Annotated in this window: 13 protein-coding genes and 1 pseudogene; 2 read left to right on the top strand and 12 right to left on the bottom strand. The window is 73.0% G+C overall.

Annotated elements, in window-relative coordinates; genetic code table 11:
- Positions 1-29: 29 nt before the first annotated feature.
- The 9 genes and pseudogenes from ITX44_RS05365 to ITX44_RS05325 all read right to left on the bottom strand — a co-directional run.
- A pseudogene (locus tag ITX44_RS05365) lies at positions 30-563 on the bottom strand (GNAT family N-acetyltransferase); the annotation flags it as partial.
- Positions 564-652: 89 nt separating this feature from the next.
- Positions 653-1498, bottom strand: coding sequence for a GNAT family N-acetyltransferase (locus ITX44_RS05360; RefSeq protein ID WP_205355797.1), 846 nt, complete (start codon positions 1496-1498; stop codon positions 653-655).
- 283 nt (positions 1499-1781) lie between these two features.
- Positions 1782-2936, bottom strand: coding sequence for a flavodoxin-dependent (E)-4-hydroxy-3-methylbut-2-enyl-diphosphate synthase (gene ispG / locus ITX44_RS05355; RefSeq protein WP_205355796.1), 1155 nt, complete (start codon positions 2934-2936; stop codon positions 1782-1784).
- Between the two features lie 100 nt (positions 2937-3036).
- Positions 3037-4356: a M50 family metallopeptidase gene (locus ITX44_RS05350; protein ID WP_205355795.1), complete on the bottom strand. Its 1320-nt coding sequence runs from the start codon at positions 4354-4356 to the stop codon at positions 3037-3039.
- Positions 4353-5603: a 1-deoxy-D-xylulose-5-phosphate reductoisomerase gene (dxr, locus tag ITX44_RS05345; protein WP_205355794.1), complete on the bottom strand. Its 1251-nt coding sequence runs from the start codon at positions 5601-5603 to the stop codon at positions 4353-4355. Before dxr ends, ITX44_RS05350 begins: the two co-directional genes overlap by 4 nt.
- A 254-nt stretch (positions 5604-5857) precedes the next feature.
- Positions 5858-7780 (bottom strand): acyl-CoA dehydrogenase family protein, encoded by a 1923-nt coding sequence (locus tag ITX44_RS05340; RefSeq protein WP_205355793.1) that lies wholly within the window; start codon positions 7778-7780, stop codon positions 5858-5860.
- A gap of 321 nt (positions 7781-8101) precedes the next feature.
- A complete protein-coding gene (locus tag ITX44_RS05335) occupies positions 8102-9562 on the bottom strand; it encodes an aldehyde dehydrogenase family protein (protein WP_205355792.1) in 1461 nt (486 codons plus the stop codon).
- Positions 9563-9708: 146 nt separating this feature from the next.
- Positions 9709-11250, bottom strand: coding sequence for a PucR family transcriptional regulator (locus ITX44_RS05330; protein WP_205355791.1), 1542 nt, complete (start codon positions 11248-11250; stop codon positions 9709-9711).
- Positions 11251-11368: 118 nt separating this feature from the next.
- A complete protein-coding gene (locus ITX44_RS05325; protein ID WP_236060025.1) occupies positions 11369-13732 on the bottom strand; it encodes a type IV secretory system conjugative DNA transfer family protein in 2364 nt (787 codons plus the stop codon).
- A gap of 256 nt (positions 13733-13988) precedes the next feature.
- Here ITX44_RS05325 and gabT point away from each other — a divergent pair, with 256 nt between their 5' ends.
- Positions 13989-15320 (top strand): 4-aminobutyrate--2-oxoglutarate transaminase, encoded by a 1332-nt coding sequence (gabT, locus tag ITX44_RS05320; RefSeq protein ID WP_205355790.1) that lies wholly within the window; start codon positions 13989-13991, stop codon positions 15318-15320.
- 432 nt (positions 15321-15752) lie between these two features.
- Positions 15753-16409: a phosphatase PAP2 family protein gene (locus ITX44_RS05315; RefSeq protein ID WP_307795103.1), complete on the top strand. Its 657-nt coding sequence runs from the start codon at positions 15753-15755 to the stop codon at positions 16407-16409.
- Here the strand turns inward: ITX44_RS05315 and ITX44_RS05310 are convergent.
- From ITX44_RS05310 to ITX44_RS05300, 3 genes are all read right to left on the bottom strand, one after another.
- Positions 16381-17883 (bottom strand): CoA-acylating methylmalonate-semialdehyde dehydrogenase, encoded by a 1503-nt coding sequence (locus ITX44_RS05310; RefSeq protein WP_307795102.1) that lies wholly within the window; start codon positions 17881-17883, stop codon positions 16381-16383. The two genes, ITX44_RS05315 and ITX44_RS05310, sit on opposite strands and share 29 nt — an antisense overlap.
- Before the next feature lie 127 nt (positions 17884-18010).
- Positions 18011-18463 carry a hypothetical protein gene (locus ITX44_RS05305; RefSeq protein ID WP_205355787.1) on the bottom strand — a complete coding sequence of 151 codons (453 nt, stop codon included), beginning with the start codon at positions 18461-18463 and terminating at the stop codon, positions 18011-18013.
- A gap of 176 nt (positions 18464-18639) precedes the next feature.
- Positions 18640-20034: an NAD(P)/FAD-dependent oxidoreductase gene (locus ITX44_RS05300; RefSeq protein ID WP_205355786.1), complete on the bottom strand. Its 1395-nt coding sequence runs from the start codon at positions 20032-20034 to the stop codon at positions 18640-18642.
- Positions 20035-20064: the final 30 nt, after the last annotated feature.

Here is a 20064-nt window from a genome sequence, read left to right as displayed (position 1 = left end):
GTCGCCTGCGCCGGACCCGGCGTCGCGGGCTTGCGCAGCAGCGGCAGGAAGGCGCCCATCACGGCGTACGGGCGGGCGGCGCTGGGGAAGTGCACCGGGCGGGCCAGGTCGCGGTAGCCGAGGTTGCGGTAGAGGTGGCGGGCCGGGCTCTCGCCGTCGATCGCGGACAGGATGGAGCGCGGTTCGCTCGCGGTGTCGGTGATCTCGGTGATCAGGCGGCGGCCGATGCCCCGGTTCTGGAAGCCGGGCAGCACGTGCAGTTCGGTGATCACGAAGGAGTCGTCCAGCCAGCCGTCGTTGCCGCGGTCGCGAAGATAGGGCTGGACCACGCTGGACCACCAGTGCGCGCGGTCGTTGGGCAGCCCGTAGACGAAGCCGACCATGCTTCCGTCGTCGGTGTGCGCGGCCAGTGCCCGCGCCCCGGGCGAGGCCAGGTGCCGCAGCACGATCTGCCGCCGGATGGCGACCTCCTCGGGGCCCAGCCCGAAGGCGACCGCCTGCACGGCCAGCGCCTCGTCCACGTGTGCGGCGAGGTCGCACGGGCCGATCACCACGTCTCCCATGAGCCGACCCTACCGGGCGGGCACCCTCGGTAACCATTTCCCGGGCGAACCGGGACCGTTTCCGGGCCTTGCGCAGAGTCTTCAGGGGGTCAGAACAGCACGCTCATGAACGCCCCGACCTCGGTGAAGCCCACCCGGCGGTACGCCGCGCGGGCGGGCGCGTTGAAGTCGTTGACGTAGAGGCTGGCGACGGGCGCGACGTCGCGCAGTGCGTAGTGGAGCACGGCGGCCATGCCGCTCTCGGACAGGCCGCGGCCGCGGTACTCGGGGGCGACCCAGACGCCCTGGATCTGGCAGGTGTGCCGGGTGACCGCGCCGATCTCGGCCTTGAAGACCACGCGGCCGTCCTGTATCCGCGCGAACGCCCGCCCGGTGGAGACCAGTTCGGCGACCCGGGCCTGGTAGAGCAGGCCGCCGTCGCCGGCAAGCGGGGAGACGCCGACCTCCTCGGTGAACATGGCGACGCAGGCCGGCATGATCACGTCCATCTCGTCGCGGCGGACCCGGCGGACCAGCGGGTCGGGGGTCACGTCGGGCGGCAGCGTGCGGGTGGTCATCAGCGGCTGGTGGGCGCGGATCTCGCGGGCCGGTCCCCAGTGCGGTTCGAGCCGGGCCCACAGGTCCTTGGTGGTCTCGGCGGGGCCGACGATGGACGAGCAGCGGCGGCCGGCCCGGCGGGCACGCTCGGCGAAGGCGCTGATCGCCTCGGGGGTGGCGCAGATCGGCACCAGGTTGGCACCGGCGTAGCACAGCGAGGCGAGCTTGCCGCCGGAGTACCAGCCCCACATCTCGCCGCCGAGCCGCCACGGGTCGAGCCCTGCGACGTTGACCCGCGAGGTGACGAACGCGTTGGCCACCGGATCACGGTCGAGGACGGCGAGGGCCGCGTCGAGGTCGCCGGGTTCGAGGACTCGGGCAGTCGGGTGGGTCAACAAGGCAGCGCCTCACCGGATGGGGCCGCGGGCGACGGCGGCGGATGGTCCGAGCACTTTACCTCGTACGGCGGGCCGTGGGCCGCTCGTGGGGGCACCTCCCGGGCGAAGCCTGGGGGAGGTGCCGGGCGGGCAGGGGCATACGCCGCCGGCGCACCGCCGTCCCGAAGCGGGAGACGATGCGCCGGCGTGCGGCCGAAGCGTGCGCGGTACGGGCCGCGGCGTGCGGCGGCGCCGGTCAGGAGGCGTGCGGCGGCGCCGGTCAGGAGGCGTGCGGCGGCGCCGGTCAGGAGATGCTCACCTGCGGCTCGCCGGAGGCGACCCCGGCCTTCTCCATCTGCTCGGCGAGCTTCATCGCCTCGTCGATCAGGGTCTCCACGATCTTGGACTCGGGCACGGTCTTGATGACCTCGCCCTTGACGAAGATCTGGCCCTTGCCGTTGCCGGAGGCGACGCCGAGGTCGGCCTCGCGGGCCTCGCCGGGGCCGTTGACGACGCAGCCCATGACGGCGACGCGCAGCGGCACCTCCATGCCCTCCAGACCCGCGGTGACCTCGTCGGCGAGCTTGTAGACGTCCACCTGGGCGCGGCCGCAGGACGGGCAGGAGACGATCTCCAGCCGGCGCTGGCGCAGGTTCAGCGACTCCAGGATCTGGATGCCGACCTTGACCTCCTCGGCCGGCGGCGCGGACAGCGAGACCCGGATGGTGTCGCCGATGCCCTCGCTGAGCAGCGCGCCGAAGGCGACCGCGGACTTGATGGTGCCCTGGAAGGCCGGACCGGCCTCGGTGACGCCCAGGTGCAGCGGGTAGTCGCACTTCTGCGCCAGCAGCCGGTAGGCGTTGACCATCACGACCGGGTCGTTGTGCTTGACCGAGATCTTGATGTCGCGGAAATCGTGCTCCTCGAACAGCGACGCCTCCCACAGCGCGGACTCCACCAGCGCCTCGGGGGTGGCCTTGCCGTACTTCTCCAGCAGCCGCCGGTCCAGGGAGCCGGCGTTGACGCCGATCCGGATGGGCACGCCGGACGCGGCGGCGGCCTTGGCGATCTCCTTGACCTTGTCGTCGAACTGCTTGATGTTGCCGGGGTTGACCCGCACCGCGGCGCAGCCCGCGTCGATGGCGGCGAACACGTACTTGGGCTGGAAGTGGATGTCGGCGATGACCGGGATCTGCGACTTCTTCGCGATCACCGGCAGCGCGTCGGCGTCGTCCTGCGTGGGGCAGGCGACCCGGACGATCTGGCAGCCGGAGGCGGTGAGCTCGGCGATCTGCTGGAGGGTGGCGCCGATGTCGGAGGTGCGGGTGGTGGTCATCGACTGAACGGAAACCGGTGCGTCGCCGCCCACTGCGACGCTTCCGACCTGGATCTGACGGCTTTTGCGGCGGTCGGCGAGCTTGGTCGGAACATCCGGCATACCGAGCGAAATCGCGGTCATGTGCGTGGCATCCCCAAGGTGGTGATCGAGGTCCCGCGTGGGCGGGCTCCGGCATCGAGATTACGGCAACCCGCCCACGCGTCTCACCCGGCTCGGGGCATTACGAATTGAGTTTGACGGGGTTCACCACATCGGCGATCAGCACCAGCAGGGTGAAGGACACGAATATGCCGGCCACCACGTAGGCGACGGGCATCAGCTTCGCCACGTCGAACGGTCCCGGGTCGGGGCGGCGGAACGCGCGGGCGGTGTGCCGGCGCAGCGCCTCCCACAGCGCGCCGGCGATGTGGCCGCCGTCCAGCGGCAGCAGCGGCAGCATGTTGAACAGGAACAGCGACAGGTTGAACCCGGCGACCAGGGTGACCATGAACATCACGCGGTCGATGGCGGGCGCCTTGAGGGCGAACACCTCGCCGCCGACCCGGGCCGCGCCGACCACGCCCATCGGCGAGTCGGCCTTGCGCGGAGCGCCGTTGAAGGCCGAGTTCCACAGGTCGGGGATCCGCTTGGGCAGGCTGACCAGGGAGTCGACGCCCTGCCGGGCCATGTCGCCCATGTGCTGGAAGGAGTCGGTGAAGCCGAGCGGCTGGACGTGGGTGGCGGGGGCGAAGCCGAGGAAGCCGGCCTTCACGGTGCCGGTGACGTAGTCGCCGTTGCTGTCGGTCTTCGCCACCGTGTTGGTGGTGATGGTCGGGTGCAGGGTGACCCGCTGTCCCTTGCGCTCCACCACGACGGTGGCCTTGGTGCCCGGGTTGTCGCGGATGTCGTTGGACAGCTGGGCCCAGTCCTTGACCGGCCGGCCGTTGAACTCCAGGAACTTGTCCCCCGCCTTGAAGCCGGCCTGCTTGGCGGGCGCGACCGGGTCGGTGGACCGGCACGGGTTGTCCGGGTTCCGCTGGGAGGTGTCGGACTGGGAGATCACGCAGTCGCTGACCGATCCGATGACGGTGGTCCGCATGCTGATGCCGAAGCCCATGAAGACGCCGAGGAACAGGGCGACGGCCAGGATGAGGTTCATGAACGGTCCGGCGAACATCACGATGACCCGCTTCCACGGCGCGCGGGTGTAGAACATCCGCGTCTCGTCGCCGGGCTTCAGTTCCTCGTACGCCGCCGAGCGGGCGTCCTCGATCATGCTGCGCCACGGCGAGGTGGAACGGGCGGTGACCCGTCCGTCCTCGCCGGGCGGGAACATGCCGATCATCCGGATGTAGCCGCCGAGCGGGACGGCCTTGAGGCCGTACTCGGTCTCGCCCTTCTGTCGCGAGAATACGGTCGGCCCGAAGCCGACCATGTACTGCGGCACCCTGATCTTGAAGAGCTTGGCCGTGGACAGGTGCCCGAACTCGTGCCAGGCGATGGAGATCATCAGCCCGATGGCGAAGACGACGATGCCGAGGACCGTCATGAGGGCCGTCATACGCCTGCTGCCTCCGATGCCTGTGCCAGTTCCCGGGCCCGGGCGCGGGCCCAGGTCTCCGCTTCCAGGACGTCCTCGACGGTGAGAGAAGTTCCCGGAACGGGTGTGCCGTGCTCGCCGACCACCCGGGCGACGGTGTCCATGATGCCCGTGAAGGACAGCGTGCCCTGCCGGAAGGCGGCTACGCACTCCTCGTTGGCGGCGTTGAACACCGCGGGCGCGGTGCCCCCGAGGGTACCCACATGGCGGCTCAGCGCGACAGACGGGAAGGCCGTCTCGTCCAGCGGGAAGAACTCCCAGGTGGACGCCTTGGACCAGTCGAAGGCCGGTGCGGCGTCCGGCACCCGGTGCGGCCAGCCCAGGCCCAGCGCAATGGGTACGCGCATGTCCGGCGGGCCGGCCTGGGCGAGCGTGGAGCCGTCGGTGAATTCCACCATCGAGTGAACGTAGGACTGCGGGTGGACGACGACCTCGATCCGGTCGAACGGGATGTCGTACAGCAGGTGGGCCTCGATGACCTCCAGGCCCTTGTTCACCAACGTGGCCGAGTTGATGGTGATCACCGGCCCCATGTCCCAGGTGGGGTGGGCCATCGCCTCCGCCGGCGTCACCCCGGCCATCTCGGCCAGGGTCCGGCCGCGGAACGGGCCCCCCGACGCCGTCACGATCAGCTTGCGCACCTCCCCGCGGGTGCCGCCCATCAGTGCCTGGAACAGCGCCGAGTGCTCGGAGTCCACCGGCACCACCTGCCCGGGCTTCGCCACCGCCTTGACCAGCGGCCCCCCGGCGATCAGCGACTCCTTGTTGGCCAGCACCAGCACCCGGCCCGCCTCCAGCGCGGCCAGCGTCGGCCGCAGCCCGATCGACCCGGTGATCCCGTTCAGCACCGAGTGGCACGGCAGCGCCGCCACCTCCGCCGCCGCCCCCTGCCCGGCCAGGATCTCCGGCGTGCGCTCCGCCCCGTACCGCTCGGCCAGCGCCTCCCGCAGTGCCGACGCCGCCCCCTCGTCCGCCACCGCGACCGTGTGCACTCCCAGCGTGTGCGCCTGATCCGCCAGCAGCCCCACCCGCCCGCCGGCCGCCGAAAGCGCCACCACCCGGAACCGCTCCTGGTTGCGCAGCACCACGTCGATCGCCTGCGTGCCGATCGACCCCGTGGAGCCGAGAATCACGATGTCCCGGGGCCCCCCACCGGCATCCGGCGCGGCGAAGGGTCGGTAGTGCGGGTCTGCGAGTGCGTCGGTCATGCCCTCATTCTGTCCTGCCCCCGCCCCTCCCGACGCACCGGAGCCAAGCCTGTGGAAAACCCGCACCGAGGAGCGCCCGCACCTATGAGCGAGCCCGAGCCGGGACGTGCCCCGAAGGGGCGCGAGGCTGTTGTCCATTCGCGGCTGGCGCCGCGTGGGCGCGACAAGCCACAAACAGCGCGCACACAGAGAACCGCGCAACCGTAACGGCGCGAAGCCGGATCAGGGAGAACGCCAAGCCGACGTCCGGCCCCTTAACGAATTACCCGCCGCACGTTCTCGACCCGCGAAGCCCCAGGAGCAGTCTCCTCGATCCAGGGCCCCCCACCGCTGACGTCAACGATCCCCGCTTCGAGCCACGCCATGTCCCCCCGCAGCACAGCCTTGGTCAGCCCCCGATCCGCCCCATCCGTATTGCTCCAGAGCCGCCCGAAAAGCTCATCCGTCCGAACCCGCGCCTGCGAGCAAAACGTGTCGGCCAGCAACCGCGCCTCAAGGCCGTGATCGGAGGTCGCGGCCAGATGCTGGGCCCGCACGCACGCCGCGCTCATGGCGAACAGCTCCGCGCCGATGTCGACGATCCGCGCCAGGAAGTTCTGCTTGAGCTCCATCCGGCCCTGCCAGCGCGACATGGCGTAGAAGGTGCAGCGGGCGAGCTTGCGGGAGCTGCGCTCGATGTACCGCAAGTGGCCGGCGAGGGTGCCGAATTCGGCGTAGGAGTGCGGAAGTTGGCCCGGCCCGGCGACCAGCTTGGGCAGCCAGCGGGCGTAGAAGCCGCCGGCTCGGGCGCCGGCCCTGGCCTTGTCGCTCAGTGAGGTGTCGGGGTCGATGAGGTCGCCGGCGACCGACAGGTGCGCGTCGACCGCCTCGCGGGCGATCAGCAGGTGCATGATCTCGGTGGAGCCCTCGAAGATCCGGTTGATCCGCAGGTCGCGCAACAACTGTTCGGCGGGCACGCCGCGTTCGCCGCGGGCGGCCAGCGACTCGGCGGTCTCGAAGCCGCGGCCGCCGCGGATCTGCACCAGCTCGTCGGCCATGGTCCAGGCGGCCTCGGAACCGTAGAGCTTGGCGAGCGCGGCCTCGATGCGGATGTCGTTGCGGTCCTCGTCGGCCATCTGGGAGGCGAGGTCCACCATCGCCTCCAGTGCGAAGGTGGTGGCCGCGATGTAGGAGATCTTGGCGCCGACCGCCTCGTGCTCGGCGATGGGCTTGCCCCACTGCTCGCGGGCCCCGGACCACTCGCGGGCGATCTTCAGGCACCACTTGCCGGCTCCCGCGCAGCCGGCAGGCAGGGACAGGCGGCCGGTGTTGAGGGTGGTCAGGGCGATCTTCAGGCCGGCGCCCTCCGGACCGACCCGGTTGGCCGCCGGGACCCGGACCCGGTGGAAGCGGGTGACGCCGTTCTCCAGGCCGCGCAGGCCCATGAAGGCGTTGCGGTGCTCGACGGTGATCCCCTCGGTGCCGGCCTCGACCACGAACGCGGTGATGCCGCCCTTGTGCCCGTCGGACTTCGGCACCCGGGCCATCACGACCAGCAGGTCGGCGACCACGCCGTTGGTGGTCCACAGCTTGACGCCGTCCAGGACGTAGTCGTCCCCGTCGGGCTCCGCGGTGGTGGCGAGCCGGGCCGGGTCCGAGCCGACGTCGGGCTCGGTGAGCAGGAAGGCGCTGATGTCGGTACGGGCGCAGCGCGGCAGGAAGCGGGCCTTCTGCTCCTCGGTGCCGAACAGCTTCAGCGGCTGCGGTACGCCGATCGACTGATGGGCCGACAGCAGCGCGCCGATCGCCGGGCTCGCGCTGCCGACCAGGGCCAGCGCCTTGTTGTAGTACACCTGGGTGAGGCCGAGGCCGCCGTACGCCTCGTCGATCTTCATCCCGAACGCGCCCAGGTCCTTCAGCCCGCGTACGGTCTCGTCCGGGATACGGGCCTCGCGCTCGATCCGCGCCGCGTCCACCTCGGTCTCGCAGAAGTCGCGGAGCCGGGCGAGGAAGGCTTCGCCCTTCGCCACGGCTTCGGGCGAGGGCAGCGGGTGCGGGTGGACGAGGTCCAGGCGGAAGCGGCCGAGGAACAGTTCCTTGGCGAAGCTCGGCTTGTGCCAGGCCTGCTCCCGGGCGGCCTCCGCGACCTGGCGGGCTTCTCGTTCGGAGACCTTGCGTGTGGCGGCTGGTGCGGACACGGTTCACCTCCGGTGGGGGTTACCGATCAGTGCTACCTGTCCGTATTACCCGATGCGGGGTGAGGGCACCATTTTTGTGTGCGGGTCGCTGACGCGGGCTCAAGGGTACGGTCATTTGTGCGGATAGTGGGTTTTTTTGACAGCGTCTGCCCCGCTCAGCCGGTGGCCTTCTGCGGGCTGTGGTGGGCTTGTCGCGCCCACTCGGCGCCAGCCGCATATCGAATGCAACCCCGCGCCCCTGGGTGCTCCCGGCGTGCCCGGGGGGACACGGGGTCCTGCGGACCCCAGCCCCCCCATATGCCACCCGCAGCCTTGGACGGGCTACAGGTCCAAACTCGTCAAAACGAGGACGCGGTCGTAGGTGTAGTCGGACATGGCGTAGCGGATGCCTTCGCGGCCGGTGCCGGAGTCCTTGACGCCGCCGTAGGGCATTTGGTCGGCGCGGTAGGAGGGGACGTCGCCGATGATGACGCCGCCGACCTGGAGTTCGCGGTGGGCGCGGAAGGCGAGCTGGATGTCGTGGGTGAAGATGCCGGCCTGGAGGCCGAAGCGGGAGTCGTTGACGGCGGCGAAGGCCTCGTCGGGGCCGCTGACGCGGTGCAGGGAGAGGACCGGGCCGAAGGCCTCGGCGGTGGCCAGGACGGAGTCGCCGGGCAGGTCGGTGAGGACGGTGGGGGCGTAGCTCGCGCCGTCGCGGGCGCCGCCGGTGAGCAGCTTGGCGCCCTTGGTCACGGCGTCGTCGACCCAGTCGGCCACCCGGGCGGCGGCGGCCTCGCTGACCAGGGGGCCCACGTCGGTGGCGTCGTCGGCGGGGTCGCCGGTGACCTGGGCGCGGACCTTGGCGAGGACGCGTTCGGCCAGGGCGTCGTACACCGCGTCCGCCACGATCACCCGCTGGACGGAGATGCAGGACTGGCCGCCCTGGTAGTTGGCGAAGGTGGCGATACGGGTCGCCGCCCAGTCCAGGTCGGCGTCGGAGGACCAGTCGGCCAGGACCACGGCGGCGGCGTTCCCGCCGAGCTCCAGCGTGACGTGCTTGCGCGGCACCGAGTCGGTGATCGCGTAGCCGACGGTGTCGGAGCCGGTGAAGGAGATCACCGGCAGCCGCGGGTCCTGGACCAGGGACGGCATCCGGTCGTTGGGCACCGTCAGCACGCTCCAGGCGCCCTCGGGCAGCTCGGTCTCGGCCAGCAGCTCACCGAGCAGCAGCGCGGTGAGCGGGGTGGCGGGCGCGGGCTTGACGATGATCGGCGCGCCCACCGCGATGGCCGGGGCGACCTTGTGGGCGACCAGGTTGAGCGGGAAGTTGAAGGGGGCGATGCCGAGCACCGGGCCGCGCGGGAAGCGGCGGGTGAGGGCCAGCCGGCCCACGCCGCCGGGGTCGGTGTCCAGCCGCTGGGCCTCGCCGCCGTTGAACCGGCGGGCCTCCTCGGCGGCGAACCGGAAGACCGACACCGCGCGGCCGACCTCGCCGCGGGACCACTTGACCGGCTTGCCGTTCTCGGCGGTGATCAGCTGGGCGATCTCCTCGGCCCGCTCGGCCAGCCGCCGGGACACGTGGTCCAGCGCGGCGGCCCGTACGTGCGCGGGAGTGGCGGCGAAGTCGTACTGCACGGCGTCGGCCGCCGCCACGGCCTGCTCCACCTGCTGGTCCGTGGGCACGCTGACGGTGCCGACCACCGAGCCGTCCCAGGAACTGGTGACCTCGAAGCTCTCCTCGCCGGTGACCGGGCGCCCCGCCACCCAGAACGCCCGCGGCTGCGCCGCCCCTGCCGTTGCCATCGCCACTCCGCCCTTCCTGCCCGACACCCTCGGATCCCCTTCACGGTAGGCGCGGCCGTACGGGTGAGGTGTTGTCCACCGCGGAGTACGCGGCGGCCGCGACGCTACGGATCGGCCAGTGCGGGCGGGGCCCTCGCGGGGGTGCCCTATCCGCCCGCCTTCAGGGCGAGCCACAGTTCCATCCGGACGTCGGGGTCGTCCAGGGAGCGGCCGAGGATCTCCTCCACGCGGCGCATGCGGTAGCGCAGGGTGTGGCGGTGGACGCCGAGGTCCGCGGCGGCGGCGTCCCACTGCCCGTGGTGGGAGAGCCAGGCGGCGAGAGAGGCGATCAGGTCGCCGCGGGAGGTCGCGTCGTGTTCGCGCAGCGGCCGCAGCAGGCCCTCGGAGAAGGCGCGTACGGCCTCGTCGGCGAGCAGCGGCAGGACCGAGCCGGCGCCGACCTCGCCGTGTTCGACCAAGGGGCGGCCGCGGCGCAGGGCGACGGCGAGGGCGCGTTCGGCCTGGCGGTGGGCCTCGGGGACGCCGGCCGGGTCGACGGACGCCGACAGGCCCGCGGCCAGCCCGTCGCTGGCCTCGGCCAGGTCGGCGGCGGTGGCCAGGGCGAGGGCGTCCTCGGCGGCCAGCAGGAGCAGGCGCGGCCCGTCCCGGACGGTGAGCATGGGCTCGCCGGAGCGGACGGCGGCGGCCTCGGCGCGTTCGCCCAGTACGGTGACCGCCTCGGCGTCGGCGCCGGCCTGGGCGGGCTCGGCGATCATCAGCCGCAGCGGGTGGTCGAACAACGTGCCGTACAGCCGCCCGGCGACGCTGCGGGCGTGGCCCGGCTCGCCGGCCAGCAGCATCCGCAGCAGCGCGGCGGCCAGCCGGGCCTGCGCCTCCTGGAGGGTGCGGGACTGTTCCAGGGAGAGGGTGAGCAGCGCGACGGCGGCGTGCACGACGTAGCGGGCCGAGGTGTCGAGGCGTTCCTCGGTGCCGACCGCGAGGAAGCCGCGGGGGCGCCGCCCGGTGCCGAGCGACTGCACCTCGACCCGGTCTTCGGTGCCGGCCGGGCCGGCGAGCGCGGCGCTGGTCGGCGCAGGGGTGTCGCGCAGCCGGTCGATCTCGCCGGCCAGCCGGGCGGCCCGGCGCCCGGCCCATTCCGGGGCGGCGGCCAGCACCGCGCCGGAGGCGTCGTAGAGCGCGGCCCAGCCGTCCAGGTGGGCGGCCAGCCGGGTGAGCAGGGCGGTGGTGCCGTCGGGGGCCAGGGCGGCCCGGGTGAGTTCGCGCTGTGCCTCGAAGCCGGCGGTGACCGCCTTGTACTGGTCGGCGGCGATCGCGGCGGACACGGCCTTGCTGATGGCGATGAAGGGGGTGGCCCGCGGCACCTCCAGCAGCGGCAGTCCTTCGTGGGCGGCGGCGTCCACCAGGGCGGGCGGCACCCGGTCGTGGCCGAGCCCGACGCCGAAGCCGAGGCCGACCACTCCGGCCGCGGCGAGCCTGCGGACGTATCCGCGCAGCGCCACCGGGTCGCCGCCGTCCAGCTTCAGCCCGGTGGTCAGCAGGAGTTCGCCGCCCTCCAGGTAGGGCCCGGGGTCGTCCAGTTCGCTGGTGTGCACCCACCTGACCTCGGCGCCCAGGCGTTCCGGGTTCCCGGCGAGCACGGCGAGCCGGAGCGCGGAGTGCTGGGCGAGCGAGGCGAGTGTGAGGGGCATGCGTACCTGTTGCCGTGGGTCGGGCGGGCGCCTTGCGGACCCCCGGTCTGTGTTTCCTGTCCGGCCGACAGCGGCCGGCACCCTCAATTGTGCCGCACCGTACATCGACCTCCCCCCTTCAGGCCCGCAGGTCCAGCAGCACCGGCGCGGCCGACTGACCGCCGGTGGTGGTCAGCGACAGCACCGCGTGCCCGGCCGGCACCGTGTGCGCCAGATCGGAGGCGGACCAGCGCTCGCGTTCCACCTCGCGGACCGTGACGGACTCGGTGGTGACCGTCTCGCCGGTGAACACCCGGCGCACCCCGCGGCTGAGCCGCCGCGGCAGGCCGCCGGACTGGTCGGGGGTGCGGGTCACGTCGCGGGTCTCCACCCGGGTGGTGCCCCACGCCTCGGCGAAGAACCGGCCGTCCCAGGGGGTGACCCCGGCGAGCGCCATCCGGCAGCCGGCCGAGGCGACCAGTGAGGCGCGCAGGGCCTCGGGCACGTCGTCCAGGGTGCGCAGGCCGAGCACCATGCCGGCGTTGGCCGAGCGCAGCGAGGACAGGGCGCGCACCGTGCCGGGGGTGACGGCGTGCCCCGCGTCGTCCACCAGCAGGCAGGCGAACTGGGAGCGGTCGCGCCGGGCGAGCACGGTGGCGGTGAACTGGGCGATCAGCAGCCGCACCAGGATGCGGGACGCCTCGGCGTGGCCGCTCTCGGGCAGTTCGACGCGGACCCGCAGCGGGTGGGCGAGCGCGTCCATGGAGAACGGCCGGGTGCGCCCGGAGGTGTCGAAGAAGCCGGCGAAGGCGGGCCGGTCGAGCAGCGCGATCCGGTCGGCGAGCTGACTGCCGATGTCGCCGGGCCGGGCGGACTGCCGCTGCCTGGCGTCGAGTTCGCGCACCAGCGCGGGCGCGCCCGCCGCGTCCAGGGCGCCGCGCAGGTCGGCGTAGACGTGCTCGACACCGTCCAGCAGTTCGCGCAGCAGCGGCACCGACGGGAAGTGGCCGTGGGCGGCGGCGTAGGGGCCGAGGAGCTGGCCGAGCGCGGTGGCGGCCCGGCGCTGCTCGGCCTCGGGGCCGTCGACCAGGGCCTGGGCCAGCAGCCAGGCGGCCTGGTCGGGGTCCGCGGTGCCGCCGTAGAGGTCCAGGTCGTAGCGGGAGGCGGGGTTGCCGGGCGAGATGACCACGTCGTAGGACTCGCGCGGCCCGAGGTCGGCGTCGGCGCCGGCCACCGCGATGACCGCGGCCTGGCCGGTGAGCGCGTGCAGGCACAGCGACTCGGCGACCGGCCGCATCACCTGGCGGGTCTTGCCGGCTCCGGGCGGGCCGACGATCAGCAGGCCGGTGCCGAGGAGGGTGGGGTCCAGGGCCAGGCCGGAGCCGCGGTAGTGGTAGCCGTTGCGCTTGTCGGCCACGCCCTGTCCGATCCGGACCTGGCCGGTGAGCAGGTCGTGCGGGGCGGCCCGGGCCGGCAGGTCGCGGTCGCCGGAGGGGTGGACGCCGGTCGCGCCGCCCAGGCGCAGCACGGTGTCGGTGAACTCGCGGGCGCCTTCGTGGGTGGCCCGCACCAGGTCCCAGGCGTGGCGGATCCGGATGCAGTCCACGTCGTTCATCCGGCCCAGGGTCACCTCGCGGGTGAGCCGCTCGGCCGCGTCGTGGTGGCCGGCGGCCCGCAGTTCGGGCCACTCGGCCGGGCTCGGCCCGGGCTGCCCGGCACCGGCCGCGCCGCCCGTGCCCGGGCGCGGCTGCGGGCGGTCCGGCCCGGTCCCGGCCCGCCCGCGCAGCAGATCGAACCAGCCGCCGTACTTCGCGCACGGCCAGGCGATCAGCAGCGCCACCGCGGCGTAGATGGTGTACGTGACGAAGGCCGCGGTGTACTTGTCGCCGCCGCCCTCGATCCAGGAGGCGGGGAACAGCGGCAGCACGGCGCCCAGGATCGGCACGTACCCCTTCCAGCTCAGCTCCCAGATCACCAGGCCGACGGCGAGCGCGGCCCAGGCGCGCAGCGCGGGCGTGGTCAGGTAGCGGCGCGGCACCTCGGCCCAGTTGCCGATCCGGCCGAAGTAGTAGGCCAGCAGGGCGGACCACAGCACGCTGTAGAGGTTGTCGGCGACGGCCTCGGGGCGGGAGAGCCCGCCGCCGTTCCACCAGTCGCGCGGGGTGAGCAGGGTCAGCGGCTCGCGCCAGAACGGGATGTAGCCGTTGTGGAGCAGCGACCAGACGAGCACGCCGGTCAGGAACGACAGCAGCGCGCCGCCGATCAGCCGGCGGTCGGTGACGCGGTCGGGGTCGTCGGGCTGCCGGGGCACGTGCTCGTAGGCGAACACCCCGGGCGCGTCGGACACCCGGGGGGCGCGCAGCCAGCGCTCCACCGCGGACATCGGCGGCGCCTGCGGGGGCGCGGGCGGCGGGGCGGCCGGGCGCGGCACCGGGGCATGCCCGGGCCGCTGCGGCACCCCGTGGCCGTAACCCGGCGTGCCCTCGTAGTCCTTGGCGTTCATCGGCGCGTGCCCCTCGCCCCTCGTCTCCGACGATGCGCTCAATGTAGTGGAGCCGCTACGCCGGAAAAAGGATCTTGGGGCGGTAAGTGGGGAGCGGGAGGGGCCGCGCGCACTGGCCGTGGCGGCGCATCCGGGGGCCGCAGTGGGACCCGGCGGCGTATGCGGGCGCCGGAGCGGGGAGCCTAGCCTGCGGAAAGGGGACACGCAGGAACCGCAGGACAGGCCGCAAGCAGGACGTACGAGGGAGATCTCCGCCATGACCGAACTGCCCCAGGAGCGCCGGCTCGTCACCGCCGTGCCCGGACCGAAGTCGCAGGAGCTGCTCGCCCGCAAGTCGGCCGCGGTGGCGAACGGGGTCGGGGTGACCCTGCCGGTGTTCGTGGCCCGGGCCGGCGGCGGCGTCGTGGAGGACGTCGACGGCAACCGGCTGATCGACTTCGGCTCCGGCATCGCCGTCACCTCGGTCGGCAACAGCGCCGAGGCCGTGGTGCGCCGGGCCGCGGCCCAGCTCGCCGACTTCACCCACACCTGCTTCATGGTCACGCCGTACGAGGAGTACGTCGCGGTCGCCGAGAAACTGGCCGAGCTGACCCCGGGCGACCACCCGAAGAAGTCGGCGCTGTTCAACTCCGGCGCCGAGGCGGTGGAGAACGCGGTGAAGATCGCCCGCTCGTACACCAAGCGGCCCGCGGTGGTGGTGTTCGACCACGGCTACCACGGCCGGACCAACCTGACGATGGCGCTGACCGCGAAGAACATGCCGTACAAGGAGGGCTTCGGACCGTTCGCACCCGAGGTGTACCGGGTGCCGCTGCCCTATCCCTACCGCTGGCTGACCGGGCCGGAGAACGCCGCCGAGGAGGCCGCGGCCCAGGCCATCGACCTGATCACCAAGCAGATCGGGGCGCAGCACGTGGCCGCGATCGTGATCGAGCCGATCGCCGGCGAGGGCGGCTTCATCGTGCCGGCCCGCGGCTTCCTGCCGCGCATGGCGCAGTTCGCCCGGGAGAACGGGATCGTGTTCGTCGCCGACGAGATCCAGACCGGTTTCTGCCGCACCGGCCAGTGGTTCGCCTGCGAGGACGAAGGTGTGGTGCCGGACCTGATCACCACCGCCAAGGGCATCGCGGGCGGCCTGCCGCTGGCCGCGGTCACCGGGCGCGCGGAGATCATGGACGCCGCGCACGTCGGTGGCCTGGGCGGCACCTACGGCGGCAACCCGGTGGCGTGCGCCGCGGCGCTGGGGGCCATCGAGACCATGCAGGAGCTGGACCTGCCGGCCCGGGCCCGGCGGATCGGCGAGATCATGACACCGCGGCTGCGCGCGATGCAGGAGAAGTTCCCGGTGATCGGCGAGGTCCGCGGGCGCGGCGCGATGATCGCGATCGAGCTGGTGCAGCCGGGCACCAAGGAGCCGGACGCGGCGGTGACCTCGGCCGTGGCCAAGGCCTGCCACGCGGCCGGCCTGGTGGTGCTGACCTGCGGCACCTACGGCAACGTGCTGCGTTTCCTTCCGCCGCTCGTCATCGGCGAGGATCTGCTGAACGAGGGACTCGACATCATCGAGGAGGCCCTTGCCGGCGTGTGATCCGCGCGGGCGCCCGGCTGCCGGGACGGCGGCCGGGCTTCCGGACGTGGCGGGACGAAAGGGGTCGTGAAGAAGGTGTGCGGGCCTGATGGCGGAGGGGTGATCGGCGGCCTTGGCGGCACTCGGATGACGTACCGTTTTTCACGAACACCCCGCACGTGGCGGACTCCCCAGAAAGCCACGGGCGACAACGCGCCGGTGAATCCCCATCACCGGCTCGGCAGTGCCCTCGCGCACGACACCGCCGGGTCCGAGGCCGGTCCCGGCAATCCTCGCCGATCGGTAGGCCGTTCGTCCCACACCCCCCGGGACGGACGGACCGGCGATCGCCCTGGTCGCCCCGGAACTCTCCCCCCTGTTCCGGGGCGGCTGGCTCTTTTCCGGCTGCTGCGCGTCCTCTACGCCGTCTCGGCCGCGGGCGCTCTCCTCTTCGTGCTGCTGACCTGGCAGGTCGCCGGGCACGGCGTACTGCTCGGCCCCGACCGGCACCTGCTGCACGCGGTGCTGCGCCGCTCGGCCGCGCACCCGGGGCTGAACACCCCGGCCCACTACCTGTGCAAACTCGGCAACATCCAGGCGGCCGTGCCCGTGCTGTTCGTCGCGGTGTGCGCCGCGGCCTGGTGGGGCCGGCGGGCGGGGCTGGGCCGCTGGTGGCTGCCGCCGCTGGCGGGTGCGCTGGTGATGGCGCTGGTGCCGCTGGTGGTGGTCACCGTCAAGGACGGGGTGCACCGCCCGCCGCCCGGCAGCACCCACCCCGACCCGAGCGGCTACGGCTGGTTCCCGTCCGGGCACACCGCCACCTCGTCGGTGGCGTACGGGGCGGCGCTGCTGCTGCTCCTGCCGTGGCTGCGCGGCCTGCTGCGGCGCATCCTGGTCGCGGGCACCGCGCTGCTGGTGCTCGCGGTGGGGGTGGCCCTGGTGTGGTGCGATTACCACTGGCCGCTGGACGTGGCCGCGAGCTGGTGCCTGGCGGCGGTGCTGCTGCCGTGGGTGACCGCGGCCGGCGCGCTGGCGCACCGGCCACGGGAGGGCGAGCCTCCGGTCACCCATGAGCCCCCGGTCACTGATTCGTCGGGAAGCCCAGGTTGATTCCGCCATGGGAGGGATCCAGCCAGCGCTGGGTGACCGCCTTGCCGCGGGTGAAGAAGCGCACCCCGTCCTCGCCATAGGCGTGCGCGTCGCCGAACAGGGAGGACTTCCAGCCGCCGAAGGAGTAGTAGGCGACCGGCACCGGGATGGGCACGTTGATGCCCACCATGCCGACCTCCACCTCGTGCTGGAAACGCCGGGCGGCGCCGCCGTCGTTGGTGAAGACCGCGGTGCCGTTGCCGTACGGATTGCCGTTGATCAGCACCAGCCCCTCGTCGTAGGAGCCGACGCGGACCACCGAGAGCACCGGGCCGAAGATCTCGTCGTCGTAGACCGACATCCCCGGCCGGACCCGGTCGAAGAGGGTCGGGCCGAGCCAGAAGCCGCCGACCGTGCCCTCGCCGGTGACCGGGTGCTTGCGGCCGTCGACGGTGAGGTCGGCGCCGTCGGTGACGCCGCTGTCCAGGTAGGCGGTGACCTTGTCGCGGTGGGCGCCGGTGACCAGGGGTCCCATCTCGGAGGCGGGCGCGCTGCCGGGGCCCACGGTCAGGGCGGCCATCCGGGTCTTGATCCGCTCGACCAGGGCGTCGCCGACCGGGTCGACGGCCACCAGCACCGACACGGCCATGCAGCGCTCGCCGGCCGCGCCGAAGCCGGCGTTCACCGCGGCGTCCGCGGCCAGGTCCAGGTCGGCGTCGGGCAGCACCAGCATGTGGTTCTTCGCCCCGCCCAGTGCCTGCACCCGCTTGCCGTGCCGGGTGCCGGTCTCGTACACGTACCGGGCGATCGGGGTGGAGCCGACGAAGGAGACCGCCTTGACGTCGGGGTGCTCCAGCAGCCGGTCCACCGCGGCCTTGTCGCCGTGGACCACGTTGAACACCCCGTCGGGCAGCCCGGCCTCGCGCCACAGGCCGGCCAGGAAGTTCGCCGCCGAGGGGTCCTTCTCGGACGGCTTGACCACCACGGCGTTGCCCGCGGCGATGGCGATCGGGAAGAACCACATCGGCACCATGGCCGGGAAGTTGAACGGCGAGATCACCCCGACCACGCCCAGCGGCTGGCGCAGGGAGTACACGTCGATGCCGGTGGACGCCTGCTCGGTGAAGCCGCCCTTGAGCAGGTGCGGGATCCCGCAGGCGTACTCCACCACCTCCAGACCGCGGGCGATCTCCCCGAGCGCGTCGGAGTGCACCTTGCCGTGCTCGGAGACGATGATCGCGGCGAGTTCCTCGCGCCGGGCGTTGAGCAGTTCCCGGAAGGCGAAGAGCACCGTGGTGCGCCGGGCGACCGAGGTGTTCCGCCAGTCCTGGAAGGCCGCCAGGGCCGCGCCGACCGCTTCGTCGACCACCTCGGGCCCGGCGAAGTCCACCCGGCCGGTCACGGTGCCGGTCGCCGGGTCGTACACCTCCCCCTGCCGCTCGGCGGTGCCGGACCACGACCGGCCGGCGATCCAGTGTGTGATGCGCGTAGTCACGGGCTGACCCTCCTCGTCGTATGCGGCCAGTGTGTCCAGCCCGGGGCGCCGCGGACAAGAACCCATGCGGTGGCCGGCCTGCCCTGACGCCGTGCTCCGGTACCGCCGACCTTCCCCGATGTCGGCCTCACCCGCCGGCGAGCTGTGCGGCGGCCTCGTGCATGGCCAGTTCCAGCACCACCGGGTCGGTCAGGTGCCCGGTGCCGTCCGGCGGGACCAGCCAGCGCACGCCGCCGGTGGGGCGGCCCGGATAGGGCACCACGATCCAGGTGCCGCGGCCCGCCGCGCGGACACCTGAGCCCAGCCAGCGGGTGGCGGTGCCCGGCGGCACGAAGAAGCCCATCCGCGCGTCGCCGAAGTCGGAGAGCACCGGGCCGGGGCGGTCCATCAGCCGGGTGAGCACGTCCAGCGTGGCGTAGCCCAGTTCACCGGTCAGGATCAGCACGTCCCACAGCCGGCCGGCCGGCAGCAGGGTGACGCCCAGCGGGTTGCGCTCCCATTCGAAACGGCACCCCTCGGGGTCCGCGGCGACCGACACCAGCCAGTCCACCGCGCTCCTCGTCCCGCCGTCCCCGCCCATGGCGGCCCTCCCTCTCACTCGCGTCCGACGAACGCATCCGACGAATGCGGTCAGGGAGGAGAGCGGGGTGTGCCGGGCCTATTACGCGGCTTCTGCCCGAAGTCAGGTGATCCAGGTCACATTTTCGTGGTTCGAACCGGTGGACGATCGGACTCAGGCGCTCCTGGTGAGCGGCGCTAGCTGTCGAAGCCCAGGCCGGCCCGGTCCAGGGCGCGCAGCCACAGGTTGCGGCGCCCCTGGTGGGCGTCCGCGCGGGCCAGGGACCAGCGGGTCAGCTCGATGCCGGCGGAGGCCAGCGGCTCGGGCGGGAAGGGCACGGGCTTGCGGCGCACCATGGCCAGCCGGGTGCGTTCGGTGGGCTCGCCGGCCAGCAGGTCGAGCATGACCTCGGCGCCGAACCGGGTGGCGCCGACGCCGAGCCCGGTGTAGCCGGCCGCGTACGCCACCCGGCCGCCGTGCGCGGTGCCGAAGAACGCCGAGAAGCGGGTGCAGGTGTCGATGGCGCCGCCCCAGGCGTGGCTGAAGCGGACCCCTTCCAGTTGCGGGAAGCAGGCGAAGAAGTGCCGGGCCAGGGTCAGGAATGTCGTGGGCCGCTGCTCGTAGCCGGAGTCGAGCCGGCCGCCGCGCGGGTGGATCGCGTCGTAGCCGCCCCACAGGACCCGGTTGTCGGCGGTGAGCCGGAAGTAGTGGAACTGGTTGCCGCTGTCCCCCAGGCCCTGCCGGCCGCGCCAGCCGAGCGAGGCCAGCCGGCCCGCGTCCAGCGGCTCGGTGACCAGCGCGTAGTCGTAGACCGGCACGGTGTACGGGCGGACCCGGCGGATCAGTGACGGGAAGACGCCGGTGCCGAGGGCGACCCGGTGGGTGCGGACCCGGCCGTAGGGGGTGCGCACCGCGAGGGCGGCGCCGTCGCGGGCCAGCGCGGTGGCCGGCGTGCGCTCGTAGATCCGTACTCCGGCGCGCGCCGCCGCCCGGCGCAGGCCCCAGGCGAGCTTCGCCGGGTGGACCATGGCGACGCCGCGCCGGTCCAGCAGGCCGGCGTGGAAGGTGGGCGAGTCGACCTCGGCGCGCACCCGGTCCCGGTCCAGGAACTCCAGCCCGACGCCCTGGCCGGCCGTGACGCGGGCGACCTCCCGCAGTTCCTCGACCTGGTACGGCGCGGTGGCCACGTCGATCTCGCCGGTGCGCTCGAAGTCGCACGCGATGCCGTACCGGCCGACCGCCTCCTCGATGGCGTCGAGGTTGCGCGCTCCGAACTCCTGGAGCCGGGCGAACTCCTCCGGCCAGCGGGCCAGTCCGTTCATCGGGCCGTGGGTGAGGCTGGCCGCGCAGAAGCCGCCGTTGCGGCCCGAGGCGGCCCAGCCGATCCTGGCGGCCTCGATCAGCACCACGTCCAGGCCCGGGTCGCGCTCCTTGGCCAGCAGCGCGGTCCACAGCCCGCTGTAGCCGCCGCCGACCACCAGCAGGCCGCAGTGTTCCTCCCCGGTCAGCGCGGGCCCGGCGGCGGGCCGGCCGGGGTCGTCCAGCCAGTACGGCACCGGCTCGGCTTCGGCGAGGCTGCGGGCTGGATCCATGGCGTCGGGCACCTTCGCTCTCGGTCGTCT

It is taken from the genome of Actinacidiphila acididurans (genome assembly GCF_016918855.1).
Taxonomy (GTDB): domain Bacteria; phylum Actinomycetota; class Actinomycetes; order Streptomycetales; family Streptomycetaceae; genus Actinacidiphila; species Actinacidiphila acididurans.
This window is presented reverse-complemented; position numbering and strand designations above follow the sequence as displayed.